Origin of the sequence: Streptomyces chengmaiensis, from assembly GCF_029846775.1 — a bacterium.
Classification (GTDB): domain Bacteria; phylum Actinomycetota; class Actinomycetes; order Streptomycetales; family Streptomycetaceae; genus Streptomyces; species Streptomyces chengmaiensis.
Genome location: NZ_JARWBG010000025.1, coordinates 1 through 22,876, shown reverse-complemented (window position 1 = coordinate 22,876; position 22,876 = coordinate 1). Strand labels below are relative to the sequence as shown.

Sequence of the window (22,876 nt, the reverse complement as noted above, 5' to 3'; positions counted from 1 at the left end):
ATGCTACGCAGGCACGATGTTGACCAGTTTCGGCGCCCGCACGATCACCTTGCGGATGCCTGCGCCACCCAGCGCCGCGACCACGGCCGGCTCCCCCAGGGCGCGCTTCTCCAGCTCCTCGTCGGAGACGGACGGCGAGACCTCCAGACGCGCCTTGATCTTGCCCTTGATCTGCACCACGCAGGTCACGGTCTCGTCCACCACATAGGCCGGGTCGGCGACCGGGAAGTCCTGGTGCACGACCGAGCCGCTGTGGCCCAGCCGGTGCCACAGCTCCTCCGCGATATGCGGGGCCAGCGGCGCGATCAGCAGCACCAGGCGCTCCGCGACGCTGCGGGGAACGGGGCCGCCGGCCTTCGTCAGATGGTTGTTCAGCTCAGTGATCTTGGCGATGGCGGTGTTGAAGCGCAGGCCTTCCATGTCCTGACCGACGCCGTCGATGGCCTTGTGCAGGGCGCGCAGCGTGTCCTCGTCCGGCTCGGCGTCGACGACGGTGACCTCCCCGGTCGCCTCGTCGACGACATTGCGCCACAGGCGCTGCAGCAGCCGGTACTGGCCGACGACGGCGCGCGTGTCCCAGGGGCGGGAGACATCCAGCGGCCCCATGGCCATCTCGTACAGGCGCAGCGTGTCGGCGCCGTACTCCGCGCAGATCTCGTCCGGAGTGACCGCGTTCTTCAGGGATTTGCCCATCTTGCCCAGCTCGCGCTTGACGGGCTCGCCCTCGAAGGAGAACTTCCCGTCCCGCTCCTCGACTTCGGCGGCGGGCACCGGGAAGCCGCGGCTGTTCCGGTACACATAGGCCTGGATCATGCCCTGGTTGAACAGCTTGTGGAAGGGTTCTGCCGAGGAGACATGCCCCAGGTCGTACAGCACCTTCGACCAGAAGCGCGCGTACAGCAGATGCAGCACGGCGTGCTCTGCGCCGCCGACGTACAGGTCGACGCCGCCGTGCGGTGCGCCGTCGCGCGGCCCCATCCAGTAGCGCTCGATCTCGGGGTCGACCAGCTGGGAGTCGTTGTGCGGGTCCAGGTAGCGCAGCTCGTACCAGCACGAACCCGCCCAGTTGGGCATGGTGTTGGTCTCGCGGCGGTACCTTCGCGGACCGGCGCCGTCGCCCAGGTCCAGTTCGACGTGGACCCAGTCCTCGTTGCGGGACAGCGGGGTCTCGGGCTGGGTGTGGCGATCGTCGGGGTCGAAGGTGCGCGGCGCGTAGTCGTCCACCTCCGGCAGCTCCAGCGGCAGCATCGACTCGGGCAGCGCGTGGGCGACGCCGTCCTCGTCGTAGACGATGGGGAACGGCTCGCCCCAGTAGCGCTGACGGCTGAACAGCCAGTCGCGCAGCCGGAAGTTGACGGTGCCCTCGCCGATGCCCTTGTTCTGCAGCCACTCGGTGACGGCGGCCTTGGCCTCGGCGACGCCCAGGCCGTTCAGCGAGATCTCGGCGTTCGCCGAGTTGACGATCTTCGCCTCGTGCGAGACGAACGCGTCGTCCCAGGAAGCCGGGTCGGCGCCGCGGCCGTCCGAGGGCTCGACGACGCAGCGCATCGGCAGCTCGAAGGCGCGCGCGAAGGCGAAGTCGCGGATGTCGTGGGCCGGGACGGCCATGATCGCGCCGGTGCCGTAGCCCATCAGCACGTAGTCGGCGATGAAGACGGGGACGCGTTCGCCGCTGACGGGGTTGACGGCGTACGCGCCCGTGAAGACTCCGGTCTTGTCCTTGGCCTCGGCCTGGCGCTCGACGTCCGACTTCGCGGCGGCCTGCCTGCGGTAGGCGTCGACGGCCTCGGCGGGCGTGGCGTGGCCTCCAGTCCACACGTCGTGCGTGCCCGCGGGCCAGGTGTCCGGCACGAACTTCTCGACCAGGGGATGTTCGGGGGCCAGCACCATGTACGTCGCCCCGAACAGGGTGTCCTGGCGCGTGGTGAAGACCGTGATGTGCTCGCCGTCGATGGGGAAGTCGACGCGCGCGCCCTCGGAGCGGCCGATCCAGTTGCGCTGCTGCAGCTTGATGGCGTCCGGCCAGTCCAGCGCGTCCAGGTCCTGCAGCAGCCGGTCGGCGTAGGCGGTGATGCGCATGTTCCACTGGCGCAGCTTGGCCTTGAAGACCGGGAAGTTGCCGCGCTCGGAGCGGCCGTCGGCGGTGACCTCCTCGTTGGCCAGCACGGTGCCCAGGCCGGGGCACCAGTTGACGGGCGCGTCGGAGGCGTAGGCCAGGCGGTACTCGCCCAGGACGTCGGAGCGCTCCACGGCGCTCAGCTCACTCCAGGCGCGGCCCCCGGGGACCGGACGCCGTCCGCTCTCGAACTGCGCGACCAGTTCGGTGATCGGGCGGGCCGTCCTCGCCTCCTCGTCGTACCAGGAGTTGAAGATCTGCACGAAGATCCACTGGGTCCACTTGTAGTAGTCCGGGTCGATCGTCGCGAAGGAGCGGCGCTTGTCGTGGCCCAGACCCAGGCGGCGCAGCTGGGCCTTCATGTTGACGATGTTGGCCTCGGTGGACACCCGCGGGTGGGTGCCGGTCTGCACCGCATACTGCTCGGCCGGCAGGCCGAAGGCGTCGAAGCCCAGGGTGTGCAGGACGTTGTGCCCGGTCATGCGCTGGTGGCGGGCGTAGACGTCCGTGGCGATATAGCCCAGCGGGTGGCCGACGTGCAGGCCCGCACCCGAGGGGTACGGGAACATGTCCATGACGAACTTCCTGGGCCGGGCGGTCAGCTCCGGGTCGCCCGCCAGGTCGCCGACGGGGTTCGGCGCCGCATAGGCGCCCTCGGCGTCCCAGACGTCCTGCCAGCGTGCCTCGATGCCGGCGGCCATGGCCGCCGTGTAACGATGCGGGGCCGCCGTCTCGGCAGCCGTGTTCGTCTCGCTCATGATCCCTAAAGCTCCATCGATCGTCTCTGCCAGCCGGACCCGCACCCAAGCCGAGCCCACAAACAAAAGGGCCCCTCGCACAGGAGGGGTCGCCGCGCTGATTCCGGCCGGATCTCTCACCGATCTCTCATCGGCCGGGACTGATCAGCGCGGCTCGCTAAGCAGAAGGCGTACGGCACGCATGGCGTCAGGGTACAGCACGGCGGCGCGCGGACCCGGCGCAACGGTCCGCAACGACCCGCACCCGCCCCGTGACCGGAGCTTACTCCGCGTAACACCCTGTTCCGGGGCAACCCCAGAGTCAGTTGCGGTCGCTTCCCGGTCTAAACCCGCAAACCTCGTACCAGCTGGTATGCGGGGACCTAGCATGCGTCAGCGGGACCGCCTTTGCCGCACCACTGGGAGGAGCCCCATGAACCCTCAACGCATGCCGCGTCCGTCGCCCGAGTCGGGCCCTGGTCTGAGCCGCCGGGCGCAAGGAGGTGTGGTCGCTGGGGCGTTGGTGCTCCTGCCCCTCATCGCCGTCGTCGGAGGCGACGCCCTCCGGGCCGCGCTCGACTTCGCCTCCGGAGTGCTCTCCCTGGTCTCCCTGAGCGCCTCCGTGGCGTGGGGCCTGATCGCCACCGACCGGCTGCTGCTCTCCCCACGGCACCGTCTGCTCGCCCAGGCCGTGCACCGGACGACCGCGATCTCGTCGCTGGCCTTTCTGCTGCTGCATGTCACCGTCAAGGTGTCGCTGGGGCATGTCGCCCTGATCGGCGCGCTGATCCCCTTCAGCCTGGGCGTCACCAGCACCGAGGCCCTCATCGGCTTCGGCTCGCTGGCCGGACTGCTGATGGTCGTCGCCGGCACGACCGGCGCACTGCGCAGTGCGCTGGCGGGCAATGTGCGGACGGCGGGCCGCTGGCGCCCCCTGCACATGCTGGCCTACCCGGCCTGGTGTTTCGCGCTGGTGCACGGCCTGTACACGGGTCGGCCCGCGGCCGGCTGGGTGGTGGCGATGTACTCCCTGGCCCTGCTGGGCGTCGCCGCCGTGGTGTCGCTGCGTCTGCTTCCGCCGCCGCTGAAGCGCACGATCGCCGCCCGGATCACGACCCTTACGGGCAGCGCCGACTCGCCGACCGCCGAGGAGCAGTTCCGCCGCAATCTCAGCGCCTCGCCGCTGCCGGGGGCCTCGGGCCTGGCCGGCATGCCGGGTCCGGCGGCGGGCGGCGGCCGTGCGGACCGCACGGCGGGACGGCGGGGCGGCATGTCCCCGCAGGGGGCCTTCGGGCGGTTCGAGCAGGAGATCAGGCGTGAGTCCCCCCTGGAGCAGACGCGTGTCCAGGCCCCGAGGATCGAGGCGCCGTCGCCGCAGCTGTACGAGGTGCCGCCGCCTGCCGAAGCCGGCCCTGACGGCGCGGCCCCCGGGACCGGCCCCGGACCCGGCCGCGGAATCGCCGCCGCATACCGCGCCGTCTCCCTGTCGGGAGACCGTGCGGACCGCGGCGCGCCGCAGAGCGACGCACCGGGCGCCCCGCTGGCCGAGCGGGTGCCGATGACCGAGGAGCTGCCGATCGTGTCCGAGCCGGGGGCTGCCAAGTCCGGGCTGTGGCCCACTCCCTCGCCTCCGCCGCCGACGCCCGCCTCGCCCTCGTCGGCCGCGCAGGGGACCGCTTCCGCTTACGGAGCCTTCGGCGCCCCCGGGGACTCCGGAGCCTCTGCCGCCGCCCCCGGAGGGCCCGCCTCGTACGAGACTCCCCCCACGCCCTCGTACGACACCCCGTACGGCGCCGCAGCCGGCGTCACGGCGCCGTACGGCGCGGCAGGCGGCTCTTCCGAGGCCGCGTACGGCGACAGCCCTTACGGCTCTTCGTACGCCCCCGGGGGCGGCGGATACGACGGCCCGTCCCCCTTCGACCCGTCCGGCTCCCCCTTCGGAGCCTCGTCCGACTCCCCGTTCAACGCCCCCTTGGATCCCGACCCCACCCCCCGACCCTCAGGCGTCTTCGATGAGACGGCGCCGCTGCCAGGGCCGCTCTTCCCGCCCCCGGCGGGGGAACCCTGGCACGCACCCGCAGGAGAACGACCGTGAACGCCCCCCTCCCCGACGTCCCCGAGGTCCGCGTCGTCGGCCTTCCCCAGCTGACCCAGGGGTTCGACCTCGTCGAGCGCCTCGACCTCCAGATGCATCTGAAGGTGCACGGACCGTTGGAACCCGTGACCGGAGAGCGGCTGGCCCAGCTCGCCGAGGAGATCTCACTGCGCGGCCGCGGCGGCGCAGGCTTCCCCTTCGGGCAGAAGCTCCGTGCCGTCGCCAAGTCCTCCATCCGGCGCGGGGTGCGGCCCGTCGTCGTGATCAACGGCAGCGAGGGCGAGCCCGCCTGCCGCAAGGACACGGTCCTGCTCAACCGCGCCCCCCATCTGATCCTGGACGGGGCGCTGCTGGCCGCGGAGGCGCTCGGCGCACGCACCCTGGTCGTGGCGGTCACCCGCAACTCCACGGAGATCTCGATACGCGCCGCACTGGCCGAGCGCGGGCTCACGGACCGCCGCGGCGCACAGCTGCGGGCCCGGGTGGTACGCACCCCCGAGCGCATGGTCTCCGGTGAGGCCTCCGCCGTCATCCGCGCCGTGGGCGGCGGGCCCGCGCTGCCGCCGGGGAGGCGGGAACGCGCCTCCGACTCGGGGGTGGGCGGCGCTCCCACGCTGCTGTCCAACGCCGAGACGTTCGCCCAGCTCGCCGTCGCCGCCCGGATCGGGTCAAACCGCTACGGGCACACCGGACTGGACACCGAGCCCGGCACGGTCATGCTCACGCTCTCCGGGGCCGTGGCACGGCCGATGGTGATCGAGGCCCCCACGGGCGTGCCGCTGCGCTACATCCTCCAGCTGGCGGGCGCCCCGCCGCTGCCTCAGGGAGTGCTCACCGGCGGCTACCACGGCAACTGGATCGACTCGGTCGCCGTCCAGGAGGCGGTCCTCTCACGGGAGTCCCTGGCGTCCGTCGGCGGCGCGCTGGGCGCGGGCGCGATCCTGCCCATCGGCCCGGAGACCTGCCCGCTGGGGGAGGCGCTGCGAGTGGCGAACTGGCTGGCCGCCGAGACCGCGGGCCAGTGCGGGCCGTGCCGCCTGGGCCTGCCGGCGGCAGCAGGCGGGCTGTCCGATGTCCTGAACGGCGGGGGCCCCGCGGCACTCGAGGCGCTGCGCGAGGTCACCCAGGCCGTGAAGGGCCGCGGAGCGTGCAAACACCCGGACGGCTCCGCCCGGTTCTTCGCGTCGACGCTGTCGGCCTTCACGGACGACCTCGCCGCCCATGTCCTGGACGGCGGCTGCGGGCGGGAGACGACGGGTGTGCTGCCGCTTCCGGGGCCGGGCTACGAGGAGGCGGAGGAGTCCATTCCGAGCGGCGAGAAGCTGGCGGTGGACTGGACGCTCTGCCAGGGACACGGGCTCTGCGCCGACATCGTGCCCGAGCTGATCAGGCTGGGCCCGGACGGGTATCCGGCGCTGGCGGACGCGGCGGTGCCGGTGCATCTGAGGGGGCGTGCGCAGCGAGCGGTGCGCCGTTGTCCCGCTCTGGCACTCCGTATCGAACAGGGCCCCGCTCCCACCCCGTCGAAGCGCCCGGAGCTGCCGCCCGGCGGCGGCCGGAAGGCCCTGGGCAGCGGCCGCAGTTGACCCGACGTCACAGCGGTCCGCCGTCACGGTGCTGCGACAGCAGCCTGTGACGGCGGGCCTGTGACGACAGGGGCGGAACGCCGAGAGGGCCATCCGGATCGGATGGCCCTCTTGGCTTCTGTGGAGCTAAGGAGAATTGAACTCCTGACCTCCTGCATGCCATGCAGGCGCTCTACCAACTGAGCTATAGCCCCTTGCGCTGCGCCGACCGGCTCATCCAATGGAATCGGCCTGCCCGGCTTGGGGTTTCCCCCGCGGCGACATCGACAACATTACACGGTCACCCCAGTGCATCACCAAATCGTTTCCGTTCTGCACGGACAAGGTAGGGAATGTTCGGTTTTGCAGGTGCTACGCCGTGGCGAACGAGTAGAAGCGCTTGAGCGTGCAGTGCTCGTCCAGGAGACGCCCGTAGATGGGCTCCCCTTCGAGCTCCCGGTAGGTCTCGATGGGGTCACCCTTTATGATCAGCGCCCTGGCACACTCCTCGCACCAGTACTGGTACTCGGGGTTGACCGGGTCCATGTCCCGGACGATCGGCGTACCGCTGTCGCACCAGTCGCATTTCCGCCTGTGTGCACCCATCATTCAGCTCCAGCTGTGGCCGCAGGCCGTGCACACGTAGGAAACCCCTCCGTTGTCACCGAGGACTTGGGCGACATGGCCGGAACCGCAGGACGGGCAGGTGAGGTGGGGCGGCGCCTGAGCCGCGGCAAGCAGGTCATCAGCCCCCTCGCTGCTGCTGGCGGACATGGCGCTCAACCCTCCCGTTCTCGCCGGCGTCCCCTCCGGCCGTCTGATTCTGCCATGACCACGCAACGAGGTCAGCGGCGTTCGCGCACGCACTCAACGCGAAATCCCGCCCTCACTGGAGGACGGGATCCGATCTGTGGAGCTAAGGAGAATTGAACTCCTGACCTCCTGCATGCCATGCAGGCGCTCTACCAACTGAGCTATAGCCCCTTGTGTTCTTCGCGCTCCGCGCTGCGAACAAGAAGAACTTTAGCCGGTGACCTGCCGGAAAGTGAAATCCGGGGTGCCGGGTCCCGTGCGCCGTGGTCGGCGGCGCGGTGCGGGGGCCGCCGACCACGGCGCACGGGGTCAGTCGTCGTCTCCGAGGACCGGCTCGGGGAGCGTGCCGGCGTTGTGCTCGAGCAGCCGCCAGCCGCGCGCGCCCTCGCCCAGGACGGACCAGCTGCAGTTGGAGAGTCCACCGAGGCTCTCCCAGTGGCGGGCCTCCAAGCCGAGGAGCCGCCCGATGGTGGTGCGGATGGTGCCGCCGTGGCTGACGACGACGAGGGTACCGTCCTCGGGCAGCTTCTCCGCGTGGTGCAGCACGACCGGGGCAGCCCGGTCCGCGACCTCGGTCTCCAGCTCGCCGCCGCCGCGGCGCACGGGCTCGCCGCGCTTCCAGGCCGCGTACTGCTCGCCGTACCGGGCAACGATCTCGTCGTGCGTCAGCCCCTGCCACTCGCCCGCGAACGTCTCACGCAGGGCGGCGTCGTACGCGATGTCGAGGCCGGTGATCGCGGCCAGCTCGCCGGCGGTGGCCGCGGCCCTCCTGAGATCGGAGGCGACGATGGCGTCGGGCTTGAGCGAGGCCAGGAGACGGGCGGACCGGCGTGCCTGAGCGAGGCCGGTCACCGTCAGCTCGATGTCCGTGGAGCCCTGGAAGCGGCGCTCCAGGTTCCAGGACGTCTGACCGTGCCTCCACAGCACCACGCGCCGGCCGCGGACGGGCCTGGGCGCCGCGTGCGCCGTGGAAGCGGACTCCCCGGGAGCACCGGACTCGCCGGGGGCACCGGACTCGCCGGCGCCGTGGGCCGTGCCGTTCAGCTCAGCTCACCGTCCGTGCCGCCGGTGAGCCGGGCGTGCTCCTCGCCCTTGCCGCGGGTCTTCTGCGCGTCCTCGGGGAGCGTGATCTCCGGGCAGTCCTTCCACAGGCGCTCCAGCGCGTAGAAGATGCGCTCCTCGGTGTGCTGGACGTGCACCACGATGTCGACGTAGTCGAGCAGGATCCAGCGGGCGTCCCGGTCTCCCTCCCGACGCACGGGCTTGGCGCCGAGGTCCTTGTTCAGCCGCTCCTCGATCTCGTCGACGATCGACTTGACCTGGCGGTCGTTGGGAGCGGAGGCGAGCAGAAAGGCGTCGGTGATCGACAGCACATCGCTGACGTCGTACGCGATGATGTCGTGCGCGAGTCGGTCGGCGGCCGCCTGGGCGGCGGCGTTGACAAGCTCGAGGGAGCGGTCAGTGGCGGTCACAAGCTGGCTTTCGTCGGCGGTCGGTACCCCTCAAGGGTCTCACGGACCGCCGACGGTCCTCACCGGCATTGTTCCCGGGCCATGGAACTGACGCCGCTCACTCCCGCCCGTACTCGAAGTCCTTGCCGAGGGTGACGGCCACCTGGGCGTTGCGGACGGTTTCGCCCTTCTCGACCGCGCTCTCCGGCAGGCCCAGCGTCTTGGCGACCTCCACTGCCTTGGCCTTCTCCGTCTCGTCGCCGTAGGTGACGCTCGAGGTGGTTTCGGTGTCCGCCTTGCCTGCGTCGACGACCGAGTAGCCGCCGTTGACGAGAGTGACCCGGGCCGGCTCGGCGGCGGCGTCGTCCCCGGTGGCGTTCCGGATGCCCACGCGCACGGCGACGCCCTGCTCCGGGGCGCTGACCGAGCCGCCCAGGACGTCCTTGACCACGCTGTCCGTGGCCTCCTGGCTGAGCGTGCCGTCCTCCTCCACGGGGAGCACGGCGGTCGTGTAGTCGCCGCCCTTGGCGTGCCGCGCCAGGGAGGCGAGGGACGCGCCGAGGTCCTTCTCTGTCAGCGAGGGGTCGAGGATCTGCGCCAGGGTCTCGACGATGACGGTGGCCGACTTGGGGTCGTCCGGGAACTTGCGCAGCACGCCCTGCATCACCTGTCCGAAGCGCTGCAACTGCTTCTGCTCGGCCTCTCCGGGGGCGAGGTAGGTGGCGTAGGAGACGGCCGCGCGGCCGTCGAGCGTCTGGTTCTCGCCCTTCTTCACCTGCGGCTCCTCGCCCTTCTTCGCGGCGGGGACCTCGATGTCGGTGGTCAGGTCGATGCCGCCGACCAGTTCGACCAGGTTCTCCAGATAGGGGGTGTCGAGCCGCCAGGTGCCGCTGATCTTCGCGCCGAGCAGCGAGCCGAGGGCCTCGCGGGTGCCAGTCGAGCCGTCGTCCTCGACGGACTTTCCGAGGGTGGTGGCCGTGCCGTCGTCCTGGGCGACGGACAGGGAGCGGGGCAGCAGGACGCTCGTGCCGTGCCCCCTCGTGGTGTTGTCGACGAGCAGCGCGGTGGAAGTGCCCTCCTTCTTGGTGTTGTGCAGATGGACCACGATCACGTCGCGCTTCTGCGGGCCGGACGCCGCTGTGGTGTTCTGCTTCCGGGAATCGGACATCCCGGGGAACTTGCCCGCGTACCACAGGTAGCCGACGCCGCCGACGACGGCGAGGGCCATGACGACGATCAGCCCGACGATGCGGTTGCGGCCGCGGCGCTTGGCCTCCTCGCGCCGCTCGGAGCGGCTCTCGGTGAACTTCAGCCAGTCGATGACGTCTTCGGAGTCCTCGTCGGGCTCCTCGATGAAGGAGAACTGCTCGGTCCGGTAGCCGCCGCCGTCACCGTCACCGGCGCCGCCGTCGTCGGCCGGGGGCCTGCGGCGGCCGGGCTGCCGCTGGTCCGGAACGGCGGCATCCGGGACGGCGGTGGAGGTCCGCTCCGGCGTCCCAGGCTGCGCCTGGGCGTGCTGCTGCGGGCTGCCCCACTGCTGAGCCGCGTACCCGTGCTCCCCGGCGGGGGCGGCCGCGGGCGCGGAGGGGTCGTAGCCGTACCCCTGCTGGGCGTAGGGGTCGTACTGCTGGGGCTGGGCGTAGGGGTCGTAGCCGTACCCCTGGCCGTCCTGGGGCTGGGCGTACGGGTCGTACCCGCCGTAGTTCTGCTGCTGCGGCCGGTCCTGCGGCTGAGACTGGGGCTGGGCGTACACCGGCTGTCCGTACTCGTCGTAGCCGATCAGCTGCGGCTGCGGGTAGTACGGGTCGTACGGCTGCTGCTGGTCGTTCACCGGTGCCCCTCTCCGCGGCTCATTCGCCGCGGTACAACTGGCGCTTGTCGATGTAGCGCACCACACCGTCCGGCACCAGATACCAGACCGGGTCGCCCTGCGCGACCCTCGCCCGGCAGTCCGTCGACGAGATGGCCAGCGCGGGAACCTCGACCAGCGAGACCCCGCCTTCCGGCAGCCCGTCGTCCGTCAGATCGTGGCCCGGCCGGGTCACGCCGATGAAGTGGGCGAGCGAGAAGAGCTCTTCGGCGTCCCGCCACCCGAGGATCTGGGAGAGCGCGTCGGCGCCCGTGATGAAGAACAGATCAGCGTCGTCGTTGAGCGTGCGCAGCTCGCGCAGGGTGTCGATGGTGTACGTGGGCCCGCCGCGGTCGATGTCGATGCGGCTGACGGAGAACTGGGGGTTGGACGCCGTGGCGATGACCGTCATCAGGTAACGGTCCTCCGCCGGGGAGACGTTCTTGTGGGTCTTCTGCCACGGCTGTCCGGTCGGCACAAACACGACCTCGTCCAGATGGAACAAGGCGGCGACCTCGCTGGCCGCCACCAGGTGTCCATGGTGGATCGGGTCGAATGTCCCACCCATCACGCCGAGTCGGCGTTTGCCGGAACGAGCACCGGCGGGCACTTCCTGCTCTCCCATGCGTGCAGAGCCTACTGCCATGGCGGCCCGGCCCGGTCCGGTCAGCGGTCCCGGTTGAAGCGGGTGGTGATCCACAGCAGCAGAAGCAGCGCCAGGAGGGCGCCGCCACCGGTGATGTAGGGGTTGAGGCTTGCGTGGTTGCCGCCGTGCTCGGCGCCTTCGGCGAGAGTGACGAGGCTGGCGGCGGCGGTGCTGGCGAGGGTCATCGTCGGCTGGACCTATCGATCGGGAGTCGGACGTCGCGCGGAGCCCGGAGCGGACTTCGCGCACATCGTATGCGGGCGGCCCGGGCACGCTCACGCCGACTCAGTCGTTGTCGTCGTTGTCGTCGTTGTCGCCTGCGGAACCGCCTCCCAGTCGGTCCGCGGGCCGGGTTGTCCACAGGCTCCGACGCACGGGAGGTCGAACACCTACGCTATGGGGTGTTCGGGGGACGGGTCAGCACATGCACACAGGACTGGCAGGACTCGTGAAGAAGGAAGCAGGGGGCATCCATGACCGATGACAACGGCAGCACGGGCGGCGACGGCGGCCGGGAGAAGACGCCGAGCCGGCAGCGGAAGCGCTTCCCGGGCATCTCCTCCCGTGCCTATGAGCATCCAGCGGACCGCTCGGCGCTGGTCGCGCTGCGCAAGCTCAGCGGCTTCGACACCGTCTTCAAGGCACTCAGCGGGCTGCTGCCAGAGCGCAGCCTGCGACTGCTCTTTCTGTCCGACTCGGTGCGGGTGGGCGACGCCCAGTTCGCCCATCTCCACACCATGCTGCGCGACGCCTGCTACATCCTGGACCTGGAGAAGGTCCCGGCGATGTACGTCACGCAGGACCCCAAGCCGAACGCCATGTGCATCGGCCTGGACGAGCCGATCATCGTGGTCAGCACCGGCCTGGTGGAACTGCTCGACGAGGAGGAGATGCGGGCCGTCATCGGGCATGAGGTGGGGCACGCCCTCTCGGGCCATTCCGTGTACCGCACGATTCTGCTCTTCCTGACGAATCTGGCGCTGAAGGTCGCGTGGATCCCCCTCGGCAATGTGGCGATCATGGCGATCGTCACGGCTCTGCGCGAGTGGTTCCGCAAGTCGGAGCTGTCGGCGGACCGGGCCGGGCTGCTGGTCGGACAGGATCTGCAGTCGTCGATGCGGGGCCTGATGAAGATCGCGGGTGGCAACCACCTGCACCAGATGAACGTCGACGCCTTCCTGGAGCAGGCGGAGGAGTACGAGGCGTCGGGCGACCTGCGGGATTCGGTGCTCAAGATCCTCAATGTGCTGCCCCGCACCCACCCGTTCACCACGGTGCGCGCGGCCGAGCTGAAGAAGTGGGCCGGGACCCGCGACTACCAGCGGATCATGGACGGTCACTATCCGCGGCGGACGGAGGACGGGGACACTTCGGTGTCCGACTCCTTCCGCGAGTCCGCGACGCACTATGCCGACACGGTGCGCACCAGCAAGGACCCGCTGATGAAGCTCGTCGGAGACATAGCAGGCGGCGCCGGGGACCTGGGCGGAAAACTGCGCGAGAAGTTCACCGGAGGCAGCGGCGGGGGCGGCGCCAAGAGCGCCGGCTGAGCCACAGCCGTCGGCACCCAGGCCGGACCGCTGAGCCACGGGCGCCGGCACCCAGGCCGGACCGCTGAGCCACAGCCGTCGGCACCCAGGCCGGACCGCTGAGCCACGGGCGCCGGCCCGCCGCGGCCGGCTCCCGGTCACGGCGAGGGCCGGGCGGTCGGGGAGAGGGTGCCGCACAGCCCCGCGGTCACCGGGCCGTGCTCGTACGGGTCGGTGACCGCGGGCCCCTCTTGGCTCGCCCGCTCCCCGGCGAGCAGCGGTCGCAGTACGTCGGACAGGTCTGCGGAGCAGGACTGGGGGCCGGCCATGACCGTGCTGGCCGTGACTTCGGCCCGACGGTGGTGCAGGTCGTCGCGGTCGAAGCGGAAGTGCAGCTCCCGGCGGACGGTGAACAGGGACGCCTGGTCGGACGCGCTCTTGTCGGCAGGGCGCAGGACGAAGGCGAAGGTGTGGTCGGAGACCACCTCAAGGGAGTCCTGGCCCCTCTGGCCGTAGCGCAGCGTGCCCTGCACGCGCACCTCCGGGTCGGCCAGCTCCACCTCGGCCGGGTCGTAGCGCACCAGCCAGCCGGTGGCGGAGTGCGCGCCGTCGGCGGCGGGGGTCTCCACACTCCGGTCGAACTGTTCGAACTGGTCCGGGTCGAGCAGGGCCCGCACGGGTCGCACCGCGGCGCCGCTGAGCACCTCGGGGTTGAGGGTGGATTCGACGATGTACTCCTTGGCGGTGGTGAGCGCCGTCATCACCTGCCCTTCGGAGAAGTCCGCCGTGCGGCGGGCGGCGGGCAGGGTGACGCCCGCGGCCCCGACTCGGTACTCGGCGGCGGGCCCGTTCCCGTACAGCTCTTCGGGGGTGCCGCCGGGGACGGGGCCCTGCGGGGCGAGCGGGATCACGCTCATCCGCAGCGGCTCGGCGGCGGTGACGGGGGCGGGCTGGTAAGGCTGGCGGAGGCCCAGGTAGACGGCCGTGCCGAAGGCGATGGCGACCAGAAGGAGGATGACCAGGATCTGTGTTCTCGCGGTTCTGCCGCTCCAGGCGGGGAGGCTGCGCACGGCCTGCGCATGCTCGCCCATCCGCTCCTGTGCGGAGAACTCCTGGAGCCGGGCAGCACGTACAAACGATTCGTCGAAGACGACGGACCGGAACTCGTCCTCGTTGCCGCCGTGGGGCTCCTCGGGTGTCCCGTCAGGCGTTCCCTCGGGCGGGTCTCCACGCCCTGCCATACCTTCAGGGTAGGTCTGACAGGGCCACGGTAAACGCGCTGGTACATGACAAGTTCGGATGGCTTCCGACGACCGCTCGCCGGGGCCCCGGCCCGGGTCTCCACGGGGCTTCGGCCAGGGGCCTCAGGGGGTGCGGGGGTCTGCTGAGACGGGCGGGGCGGAGTACTCCGCCGAGGCCGAGGGACTGCCGTCGCGGCCGGCGGCGGGGCCCTTGGCGGGGGTGGGGGCGTCCACGCCGGTGGTCGCGGGCGGCGGGGCCGGGTCCTGGCGGTTGCCGGCGGCGCCCCGGTAGACGGCGGTGAAGGCCAGGGCGACCATCCCGACGCCCATCACGACGGCCAGGACCCAGGCGACGGGGCGGTGCCAGCGGATGCCGCGGTAGGGGCGCAGAGCTCCGCCGTGACGGCCGTAGGGGTCGGCGTACTCGCCGTACTCCGCATCCTCGCCGTCGTAGCCGCCGCCGTGGGCGTAGCCGCCGGGGCCGTATGCGCCGTAGCCGCCGACGTCGTCGTCGTAGAGCTCGTCGTCGGCGGGGCTGCGGCCATGCGAGTGGCGGGCGGCCTCGGCCTCGGCGCGGGCCTGGGCGGCGGCGAGCAGCCGCTCGACCGCGGTGGGTTCATGGACCTCGGCGGCCCGGACGAAGTCCTCGTCGAACACCACGGAGGCGAAGTCCTCATCCGCGCCTCCGCGGTCGTCGTCGGGCTCCCAGCCGTCCGGGAACGGCCTGCCCCCCACGTCGTCCGGCACGCCTTCAGAGTAGACCTGGGGCAGCCGTTTTGTGCAGGGAGAGCGTGAACTCTCCCCGGGCTCAGTGACGGACGGTGTCTACCGAGTGTGACCGTCGCCGGTCACGATGTACTTGGTCGAGGTCAGCTCCGGCAGGCCCATGGGGCCTCGGGCGTGCAGTTTCTGCGTGGAGATGCCGATCTCCGCGCCAAAGCCGAACTGGCCTCCGTCCGTGAAGCGCGTGGACGCGTTCACGGCGACCGTGGTGGAGTCCACCAATTGGGTGAAGCGGCGCGCTGCTGCCTGGGAGGTGGTGACGATCGCCTCGGTGTGCCCCGAGGACCAGAGCCGGATATGGGCCACGGCTGCGTCCAGGGAGTCCACGACGGCGGCGGCGATGTCGTAGGAGAGGTACTCGGCCTCCCAGTCGTCGGCGGTGGCCTCGACGACGGCCGCCTTGGCGCCGGCGGTCCGGGCGATGTCCAGGACCCGTTCGTCGCCGTGGACGGTCACGCCGGCGTCGGCCAGGGCGTCCAGGGCGCGGGGCAGGAAGGCGGCGGCGATGTCCTGGTGGACCAGGAGCGTCTCGGCCGCGTTGCAGACGCTGGGGCGCTGCGCCTTGGAGTTGATCAGGATGTCGACGGCCATGTCGAGATCGGTCTGCGCGTCGATGTACACATGGCAGTTGCCGGTGCCGGTCTCGATGACCGGGACGGTGGACTCCTCGACGACGGTGCGGATGAGCGAGGCGCCGCCGCGCGGGATGAGGACGTCCACCATGCCGCGGGCGCGCATCAGCTCCCGCACCGAGTCGCGGCCTTCGCCGGGCACGATCTGGACGGCGTCGGCGGGCAGCCCCGAGCCGCCGACGGCGTCGCGGATGACCCTCACCAGCGCGGTGTTGGAGGAGTACGCGGACGACGAGCCGCGCAGCAGGACGGCGTTGCCCGACTTCAGGCAGAGTGCCGCGGCGTCCACGGTGACGTTGGGGCGCGCCTCGTAGATGATGCCGACGACTCCCAGGGGGACGCGCACCTGGCGCAGATCGATGCCGTTGGGCAGGGTCGAGCCGCGGACGACCTCCCCGACCGGGTCGGGCAGCGCGGCCACGTGGCGCACGTCGGCGGCGATGGCGCGGACGCGCTCCGGGGTCAGGGTGAGCCGGTCGATGATCGCCTCGCTGGTGCCGGCCTCACGGGCGCGGGCGACGTCCTCGGCGTTGGCCGTGACGATCTCGCTCGTCCGCACTTCGAGGGCGTCCGCGATCGCCAGCAGCGCGTCGTCCTTGGCCGAGCGCGGCTGGGGCGCGAGGTCGGCTGCGGCGGCACGGGCACGGTAGGCGGCCTGGGCGACGGGGGACATGTTGTCGTACGGCGAGACCGAAGAGAGCGACGTCATGCCCGCAGGGTAATGCGCTCCCCGCGGGCGTCCATCACGTATCCCGCACTCCGAGACGCAAACCCCGTATACGAGACAGAAGCCACAGAGGGGGCGGCTCAGGCGGCGGCGGCTCGGGGGGACGGCTCAGAAGGGATGGACGCCCACCGGTGAGGCGGGGGGCGGGCCGTAGCCCTCGGCTACGCGCTGGTGGTAGGTCTGCCGGTCGATGACCTCCAGGCCCACGATCTTCCAGGGCGGCAGCTTGGCGGTCGACCGGTGCTCGCCCCACAGCCGCAGCGCCACGGCCGCGGCGTCGTGCAGATCCCTGGCCTCTTCCCAGTAGCGGATCTCGGCGTGGTCGTCGGCGTACCGGCTGGTGAGCAGGAAGGGGTGGTCGTGAGCCAGCTGCTCCAGGGCGCGGCGGACCTCCTTCAGCGGGGCCCGGGGGCCGGAGACGCTCAGCGTGATGTGCCACAGCTTGGACTGCGTCTGCTCCTCGCCGCGGGCGCCGGCCCCGGCTTCCTCGCCGGCGGGCACCGTGTCGGCGTCGACGCTCCGCTGTGGCTCGTCTCCCGCCTCCCGGCTGCGCCGCTCCCACTCGGCGCGACGGGCCTGCACGCCGCAGCCGGCCCCTGCCGAGGCCTCGGCAGGAACGTCGGCACGGGCGTCGGCGGCATCAACAGCATCGACGGCATCGACGGGGCCGTCCGCGAAGTCCGCGGCCGCTTTGACACTGGTCAGGAACCGTTCCTCGCCCCCTGCCCGGCGGGCGCGGGGGGCTCCCCCCGCGCCCCGGGGCACATCCCCTGGGCGCGCTCGTCTCACCGGCGGCCTCCTGTTGCTGAGTTGTCGTGCGGCACCCCGCCTGCCCCCGCAACAAAGTTGAGCAGCCCGCGACGGAGCGCGGGGCGGTTTTGCCGAAGGTCTGCGCTGGATGGCCGGAGTTTCAGCCGTTTCAGGGGTGCAGAACAACCAGATCGTCTCTGTGTACGACTTCCCGCTCATATGCCGGGCCCAGCTCCTTGGCCAGCTCCCGTGTGGAGCGTCCGAGGAGCAGGGGAATCTCCTTGGCGTCGAAGTTGACCAGCCCCCGGGCGACCGGCCGGCCGGCGGAGTCCCGCAGCTCAACGGGGTCGCCCGCGCTGAACTCGCCTTCCACCGCCGCGATTCCGGCGGGCAGCAGCGACTTCCTGCCCTCCACCACGGCCCGCACCGCGCCGTCGTCCAGCATGAGGGCGCCCTGCGGGGTGGAGGCGTGGGCGAGCCAGAGCAGCCGGTCCGCCGAGCGCCGCCCGGTGCTGTGGAAGTACGTGCCGGTGGCGCGCCCGGCGAGGGCGTCCGCGGCACGGCTGGCGGAGGTCAGGACGACCGGAACACCCGCCGCGGCCGCGATCCTGGCGGCCTCGACCTTGGTGACCATGCCGCCGGTGCCCACGCCGGCCCTGCCCGCGCTGCCGATCTGCACATGTGCGATGTCGGCCGGGCCGCGCACCTCGTCGATGCGCGTGGCCCCGGGGCGCGACGGGTCGCCGTCGTAGAGCCCGTCCACATCGGACAGGAGCACCAGCAGATCGGCCCGTACGAGATGGGCGACGAGCGCGGCGAGGCGGTCGTTGTCGCCAAAGCGGATCTCGTCGGTGGCCACGGTGTCGTTCTCGTTGACGACCGGCACGGCCCCCATGTCCAGCAGCTGGTCGAGGGTCCGGTAGGCGTTGCGGTAGTGCGCGCGCCGGCTGGTGTCGTCGGTGGTCAGCAGCACCTGCCCGACACGCACCCCGTAGCGGGCGAAGGAGGCGGTGTAGCGGGCGACCAGCAGCCCCTGCCCCACACTGGCCGCCGCCTGCTGGCGGGCCAGGTCCTTCGGCCGCCGGGCGAGGCCGAGCGGCGCGAGCCCGGCGGCGATGGCGCCGGAGGAGACGAGCACTATCTCCCTCTCCCCGCCGCTGCGCACCTTGGCGAGGACGTCGACGAGCGCGTCGACCCGGTCGGCGTCGAGCCCTCCGGCCGCCGTGGTCAACGACGACGAGCCGATCTTGACGACGATCCTGCGAGCCTCTGTTACCTGCTGTCTTGCCACTGTCACAAGCCCGAATCTATGCCAGGGCGAGCGCCGTACGCGCGCGCATTCCGCCCGCTGGACGGCGCTGTACATCCATGGCGCCGTCGGCAGCGAGGGCCATGGCCGCCACCCGCAGGTGGCGTCGTCATGGCAGATCGCCACCGAGTCACGCTTCGAAAATTGTTTAGATTCCGCCGCCCCGACAGACACAAAGGGGCTACCTGGTGAAAATTAATACGATATTCGAGGGGTGCACTCGACTGACCTGAGCCGTTGTCGTGGCGGGCACGCACCTGGAGAACGGCAGCCCCGGGAAGACTCCCGCTGTCGGCGATCGGAGGCTTGAACACCAGGTAACTTGGTGATGGCAACAGGGAAGACAATGGATTGAGGTGCCAGTGCCTGACGTCTCAGTGGTCGTCATCGTCTACAACGACGCAGGGCGTCTGCCGACAGCCGTGCAGTCGGTTTTGGGCCAGACTTATCAAAGCGTCGAGGTCCTGATCGTCGATGACTGCAGCAAAGACCGCTCATTTCAGGTAGCCAAGGAACTGGAGGCGGCCCACCCAGGCCGCGTTCGGGCTTTCCAGCTGCCCGAGAACAGCGGCGGTTGCGGAGCGCCCCGCAACTACGGCATCTCCGAGGCGCGCGGCACCTACGTCATGTTCCTCGACAGCGACGACGTTCTGGAGAAGAACGCGTGCCGCAACATGATCGCGGCCGCCGAGCGGACCGACGCCGACCTGGTGTCCGGCATGTGCGTCCGGGTCTATGTCGACAGCCGCCATGCCAAGACCGTCGAGTGGTATCCGTGGCTCTACTCCCGCAGCCGCACCATCGAGTCGATCACCGAGCTGCCGGATCTGCTGGTCTTTGACACCCTTTCCACAAACAAGTGTTACCGCCGCAGCTTCGTCCTGGAACACAATCTCCAGTTCCCCGTCGGCATCCACTACGAGGATCTGCTCTTCTCAGCACAGGCGTACGTAGCGGCTGGCCGGATCGCCCTGATCCCCAACCATGTCTACTTCTGGAACATCTCGGAGAAGGCTTCCACGAAGTCGATCAGTAACCGACGGCACGAGATCGCCAACTTCGAGCACCGAGTGGAAATCCACCGACGCGTCGACGAGCTGCTGCAGGCCAATGGGTACGAGGACCTCAAGTTCCACAAGGATGTCAAATTCCTCAAGCACGACCTCGTTCTTCATCTCCGCGACCTGCCTCTGGTCGACCATGAGTACCGCCGCGAGTTCAGGGATCTGGCCAATGCGTACCTCGCGGCCGTCGCACCGGACGCCTACGACGAGGTACAGCCGTTCCAGGCCATCTGCGCCTATCTGCTGCGCCGGAACGACTGGGCCAATCTGCTGCCCGCCGCCCAGGCGCTCGCCAGCCCCGGCAAACTGACGTCCTCCCTGGTGGAGCGTGACGGTCGGATCTACTGGTGCGCGGAGCACCTCGACGACCCTGAAGGAGCTCGGATCCTCGATGTCACCGGCCTCGGCTATCACACACGTCCGCTGACGAGTTTTCCCCTGGGCAACAGGCTCACCTCGTACCTCGACAACGGGGTCGGCAAGGTCCGGCTCAGCGGGTCCGTGGTGAATCCGTTGGGCCGTGTCACGGCGGATGCGAAACTGGCGGGCACTCTGGAGCTCCGGGCTCGACGCACTTCGTTGCAGTCGTTCCGGTTCCCACTCACCTCCCTCGCTCACGATGGCGATGTGCTCAGGTGGACAGCCGAAGCCAATATCGCGGGCACACTGCGCCCGCTCGGTGTGATCGACGCGGTCTGGGACGTATGGGTGATCCTGGAGGTCGACGGGGAGACACTGCGTACACGGGTCGCGGTGGGCTCCATCGATGTGGATTCGGCACACGCGCTGCAGGTGCGACCGCGCCTGAGCCGGTTGGTCGCCGACCGCATCAAGCCGTCGGTCTCCAAGAAGGGCAACCTCTCCTATGTGCTGGCGGCCGAGAGCCGGCTCTCCGCCCGCACCCAGAATCTGATCCAACACGCCCTGCAGAGCAAGGCGGCGGATCTGACGAAGACGAGCCTGCGGAAGGTCCGCAAGGCTAAGAAGGACCTGCACTCGGGCAGGACCAAGATTCGCGTCTACCACGAGGCCTTCTCCAAACTGCCGGTCAAGAAGGGCCTGGTGGTCTTCGAGAGCCATTTGGGCAAGCAGTACAGCGACAGCCCCAAGGCCATCTACGAGGAAATGCGCCGTCAGGGCGTCCAGTTCGAGGCCGTCTGGTCGTACGCGGGGAACCAGCCGACCGGATTCCCCGATGACGTGACGCTGGTCAAGCGGTGGAGCTACCCCTACCTGCGGGCACTGGCACAGGCGGAGTTCTGGATCGACAACCAGGGCTTTCCACTGAAGCTCACCAAGCGTGAAGAGACCACCTATATCCAGACCTGGCATGGCTCAGCGCTGAAGAGGATGGGCTTCCACGAACCACGCTTGAAGCTGCGCAGCCGTGCCGGTCAGGATAACTTCCAAAGGACGCTGGACCGCTTCGACCACTTCCTCATCCGCTCCGAGCACGACGCCGAGACCCTGGCCAAGGGCTTCCGGCTGCGTCCCGAGGTGCTGACGCGCACCGGATACCCCCGCAACGACAAGCTCGTCGCGGCTCGCAAACGGGAGGCGGAGACGGGCTCCCGTGAACGCGGCGCGCTCGCCGCAGAGCTCGGCATCGACGAGGCGAAGACGGTGCTGCTCTACGCCCCGACCTTCCGAGCGAACGCCCAGGGCACTGTGAAGCGCTTTGAACCCCCCTTCGATGTCGAGGACTTCGCGTGGAGGTTCGGCGACCGCTACACGCTGCTGATCCGTTCGCACTACCTCAACCAGGTCGTACTTCCCCCGTCGGTACAGGGCAGGGTGCTCGACGTCACCGGCCTCCACGACATCACACCGCTGCTAGCCCTGGCCGACGGACTGATCACCGACTACTCCTCAGTGATGTTCGATTACTCCCTGCTCGACCGCCCGATGATCTTTTTTGCATACGACTACGAGGAGTACGCAAACGAGACCCGTGGCACCTACTTCGATCTGCGGGAAAAGGCACCGGGCCCGGTCGTCACCACCGAGAGTGAGTTGTTTGCAGCCGTCGACGAGCTGAAGGCGACGGACACGGAGTACGCGGAGGCACGCCGACGCTTCGTCGCCGGGTTCGGCGAGTACGACCAAGGCGATGCTGCTCAGCAAATCGTCGCCAAGTTCTTCACCTCCGGGAGCGGTAAGTGACCGAGCAGACCGCCATGGTCGGCGGCCGTGACATCTTCTTCGTCTCCAACAGCTTTGACGAGCTGGGCGGTGTGACGACGTGGTCGCATCAGATGGCACGGCTGTTCCTGAAACGCGGCCACCGGATCCACATCGTCGGCATCACCGACTCCGACGTCCCCCAGGACCTCGGCGGCAGGCTTCCCTATCCGACCACGACGCTCTATGAGGTGCGTCCGCCGAAGGTAGGTCCAGCCCTTGGCCTGAAAGGCAAGCTGAATCTGGTCGAACGCCTCAGGCGTGCGGCCCGCACGGCGGGCATGCACGAACAGGCCGCCAAGCTGAGCAGGATGTTCAATGCGGCACGGCCGGGTGCCGTGGTGATCGTGACGCAGGTGTGGGCGATGGAGTGGGTGCGCCTCGCCGACACGTCCAACGTCACCGTGATCGGCATGAGCCATGAGTCGTACGAGTATTCCAAGGCGACGTCGCGATTCGGCCGGGTCAAGAAGTACTTCGCAGAGGCCGACCATCTGCTGCTACTCACGCAGGAAGACGCGGACCTGTGGATCCGCCAGGGCCTGGACAACGTGGGCTACATGCCCAATCCACTCCCGTTCATGCCCGACGAGCCGTCCCAGCGCACCGAGAAGGTCGTACTGAGTATGGGGCGCCTGACAGACCAGAAGGGCATCGACATGCTGCTCGACGCCTGGGCGGAAGCGGCGTCGTTGAATCCGGACTGGGTGTTGCAGATCTACGGTGACGGCGAAGACGAAGAAGCCCTGAAGAAGCAGTGCACTCATCTCGGACTCGACTCCTCCGTGGAGTGGCGTGGCCGAACCAGCGACGTTCCAGGCGCTCTGCGCGGCGGTTCCGTCTTCGTACAGTCCTCGCGCGGCGAGGGCTTCCCGCTCGCACTGATGGAGGCAATGGCAGCCGCTGTGCCGTGTGCCGCCTTCGACTGCGCCCCCGGCGTCCGTGAAATCATCCGAGACGGCGAGGACGGACTGCTCGCCGCTCCCGGGAACACACACGAGCTTGCGCAGCGCCTTAACACGCTCATGTCCGACCAGGAACTACGAGACCAGATGGGCGAACTGGCCCGCAAGAACATCCAGCGGTACACCACCGACGAGATCGTGCGCCGCTGGGAAGAGCTGTTCGCCTTCTTGGAAAGGTAGCCGGTCATGACCGGTTGAAGGGCCCCGGCACAGACCAGGATGCTGTTGGTTAATTCGGGGCCTGGCGTGACGTCGGCCTTCAAGACCTGGTTGTGGTCTTGAAGGCCGACGTTGTCGTATGGGGTGGGTGCGGATGTCGATGCAGCCGAAGGGGTCTGGGGAGATCCCGGCGGAGACGGTACGGGTGGCTCGGGCCGCGTTCCCGAAGGGGAGCCTGGCGATCCGGGTCCGGGATGAGCTGGG

At 69.8% G+C, this 22,876-nt stretch carries 17 protein-coding genes and 2 tRNA genes; 5 read left to right on the top strand and 14 right to left on the bottom strand.

Annotated elements, in window-relative coordinates; all coding sequences use genetic code 11:
- Positions 1-3 precede the first annotated feature (3 nt).
- Positions 4-2,874 (bottom strand): leucine--tRNA ligase, encoded by a 2,871-nt coding sequence (gene leuS / locus QCN29_RS21150; RefSeq protein WP_279930028.1) that lies wholly within the window; start codon positions 2,872-2,874, stop codon positions 4-6.
- A 484-nt stretch (positions 2,875-3,358) separates the two neighbouring features.
- On the opposite strand from leuS, the gene QCN29_RS21145 reads away from it, so the two are divergent.
- On the top strand, positions 3,359-4,948 hold the full coding sequence (locus tag QCN29_RS21145; protein WP_318036729.1) for a ferric reductase-like transmembrane domain-containing protein: 1,590 nt from the start codon (positions 3,359-3,361) through the stop codon (positions 4,946-4,948).
- A complete protein-coding gene (locus QCN29_RS21140; protein ID WP_279930026.1) occupies positions 4,945-6,534 on the top strand; it encodes an NADH-quinone oxidoreductase subunit NuoF family protein in 1,590 nt (529 codons plus the stop codon). The genes QCN29_RS21145 and QCN29_RS21140 overlap by 4 nt, the downstream gene beginning before the upstream one ends.
- 121 nt (positions 6,535-6,655) lie before the next feature.
- On the opposite strand, the gene QCN29_RS21135 is transcribed toward QCN29_RS21140, so the two are convergent.
- The 8 genes from QCN29_RS21135 to QCN29_RS21100 form a co-directional block, all read right to left on the bottom strand.
- Positions 6,656-6,728, bottom strand: a tRNA-Ala gene (locus QCN29_RS21135).
- Between the two features lie 157 nt (positions 6,729-6,885).
- Positions 6,886-7,119, bottom strand: coding sequence for a hypothetical protein (locus tag QCN29_RS21130; RefSeq protein WP_240138561.1), 234 nt, complete (start codon positions 7,117-7,119; stop codon positions 6,886-6,888).
- Positions 7,120-7,424: 305 nt separating this feature from the next.
- Positions 7,425-7,497, bottom strand: a tRNA-Ala gene (locus QCN29_RS21125).
- 138 nt (positions 7,498-7,635) lie between these two features.
- Positions 7,636-8,256 carry a histidine phosphatase family protein gene (locus tag QCN29_RS21120; protein ID WP_279930025.1) on the bottom strand — a complete coding sequence of 207 codons (621 nt, stop codon included), beginning with the start codon at positions 8,254-8,256 and terminating at the stop codon, positions 7,636-7,638.
- A gap of 110 nt (positions 8,257-8,366) precedes the next feature.
- On the bottom strand, positions 8,367-8,798 hold the full coding sequence (gene rsfS, locus QCN29_RS21115; protein ID WP_279930023.1) for a ribosome silencing factor: 432 nt from the start codon (positions 8,796-8,798) through the stop codon (positions 8,367-8,369).
- A 97-nt stretch (positions 8,799-8,895) separates the two neighbouring features.
- Positions 8,896-10,608, bottom strand: coding sequence for an LCP family protein (locus QCN29_RS21110; RefSeq protein ID WP_279930022.1), 1,713 nt, complete (start codon positions 10,606-10,608; stop codon positions 8,896-8,898).
- Positions 10,609-10,627: 19 nt separating this feature from the next.
- Complete coding sequence (gene nadD / locus QCN29_RS21105; protein ID WP_279930020.1) at positions 10,628-11,251, bottom strand: nicotinate-nucleotide adenylyltransferase; 624 nt, start codon at positions 11,249-11,251, stop codon at positions 10,628-10,630.
- A gap of 41 nt (positions 11,252-11,292) precedes the next feature.
- Positions 11,293-11,457, bottom strand: coding sequence for a hypothetical protein (locus QCN29_RS21100; RefSeq protein WP_240138566.1), 165 nt, complete (start codon positions 11,455-11,457; stop codon positions 11,293-11,295).
- 288 nt (positions 11,458-11,745) lie between these two features.
- Between QCN29_RS21100 and QCN29_RS21095 the strand changes: the two genes are divergently transcribed.
- Entirely contained in the window at positions 11,746-12,822 is a 1,077-nt protein-coding gene (locus QCN29_RS21095; protein ID WP_279930019.1) for a M48 family metallopeptidase, read from the top strand.
- A 137-nt stretch (positions 12,823-12,959) separates the two neighbouring features.
- Here QCN29_RS21095 and QCN29_RS21090 read toward each other — a convergent pair whose 3' ends face one another.
- From QCN29_RS21090 to proB, 5 genes are all read right to left on the bottom strand, one after another.
- Positions 12,960-14,042, bottom strand: coding sequence for an SCO2583 family membrane protein (locus QCN29_RS21090; RefSeq protein ID WP_279930017.1), 1,083 nt, complete (start codon positions 14,040-14,042; stop codon positions 12,960-12,962).
- A 123-nt stretch (positions 14,043-14,165) separates the two neighbouring features.
- Positions 14,166-14,789: an SCO2584 family spore wall biosynthesis protein gene (locus tag QCN29_RS21085; protein ID WP_279930016.1), complete on the bottom strand. Its 624-nt coding sequence runs from the start codon at positions 14,787-14,789 to the stop codon at positions 14,166-14,168.
- A gap of 78 nt (positions 14,790-14,867) precedes the next feature.
- The gene (locus tag QCN29_RS21080) at positions 14,868-16,166 is read right to left on the bottom strand and encodes a glutamate-5-semialdehyde dehydrogenase (protein WP_279930015.1); all 1,299 of its coding nucleotides are present in this window, start codon (positions 16,164-16,166) and stop codon (positions 14,868-14,870) included.
- Between the two features lie 126 nt (positions 16,167-16,292).
- A complete protein-coding gene (locus QCN29_RS21075; RefSeq protein ID WP_398859614.1) occupies positions 16,293-16,973 on the bottom strand; it encodes a hypothetical protein in 681 nt (226 codons plus the stop codon).
- A 130-nt stretch (positions 16,974-17,103) separates the two neighbouring features.
- Complete coding sequence (gene proB / locus QCN29_RS21070) at positions 17,104-18,231, bottom strand: glutamate 5-kinase (protein WP_240138571.1); 1,128 nt, start codon at positions 18,229-18,231, stop codon at positions 17,104-17,106.
- Between the two features lie 368 nt (positions 18,232-18,599).
- Here proB and QCN29_RS21065 point away from each other — a divergent pair, with 368 nt between their 5' ends.
- Entirely contained in the window at positions 18,600-21,470 is a 2,871-nt protein-coding gene (locus QCN29_RS21065; protein ID WP_279930011.1) for a bifunctional glycosyltransferase/CDP-glycerol:glycerophosphate glycerophosphotransferase, read from the top strand.
- 14 nt (positions 21,471-21,484) lie between these two features.
- Positions 21,485-22,633: a glycosyltransferase gene (locus QCN29_RS21060; RefSeq protein ID WP_279930132.1), complete on the top strand. Its 1,149-nt coding sequence runs from the start codon at positions 21,485-21,487 to the stop codon at positions 22,631-22,633.
- Positions 22,634-22,876: the final 243 nt, after the last annotated feature.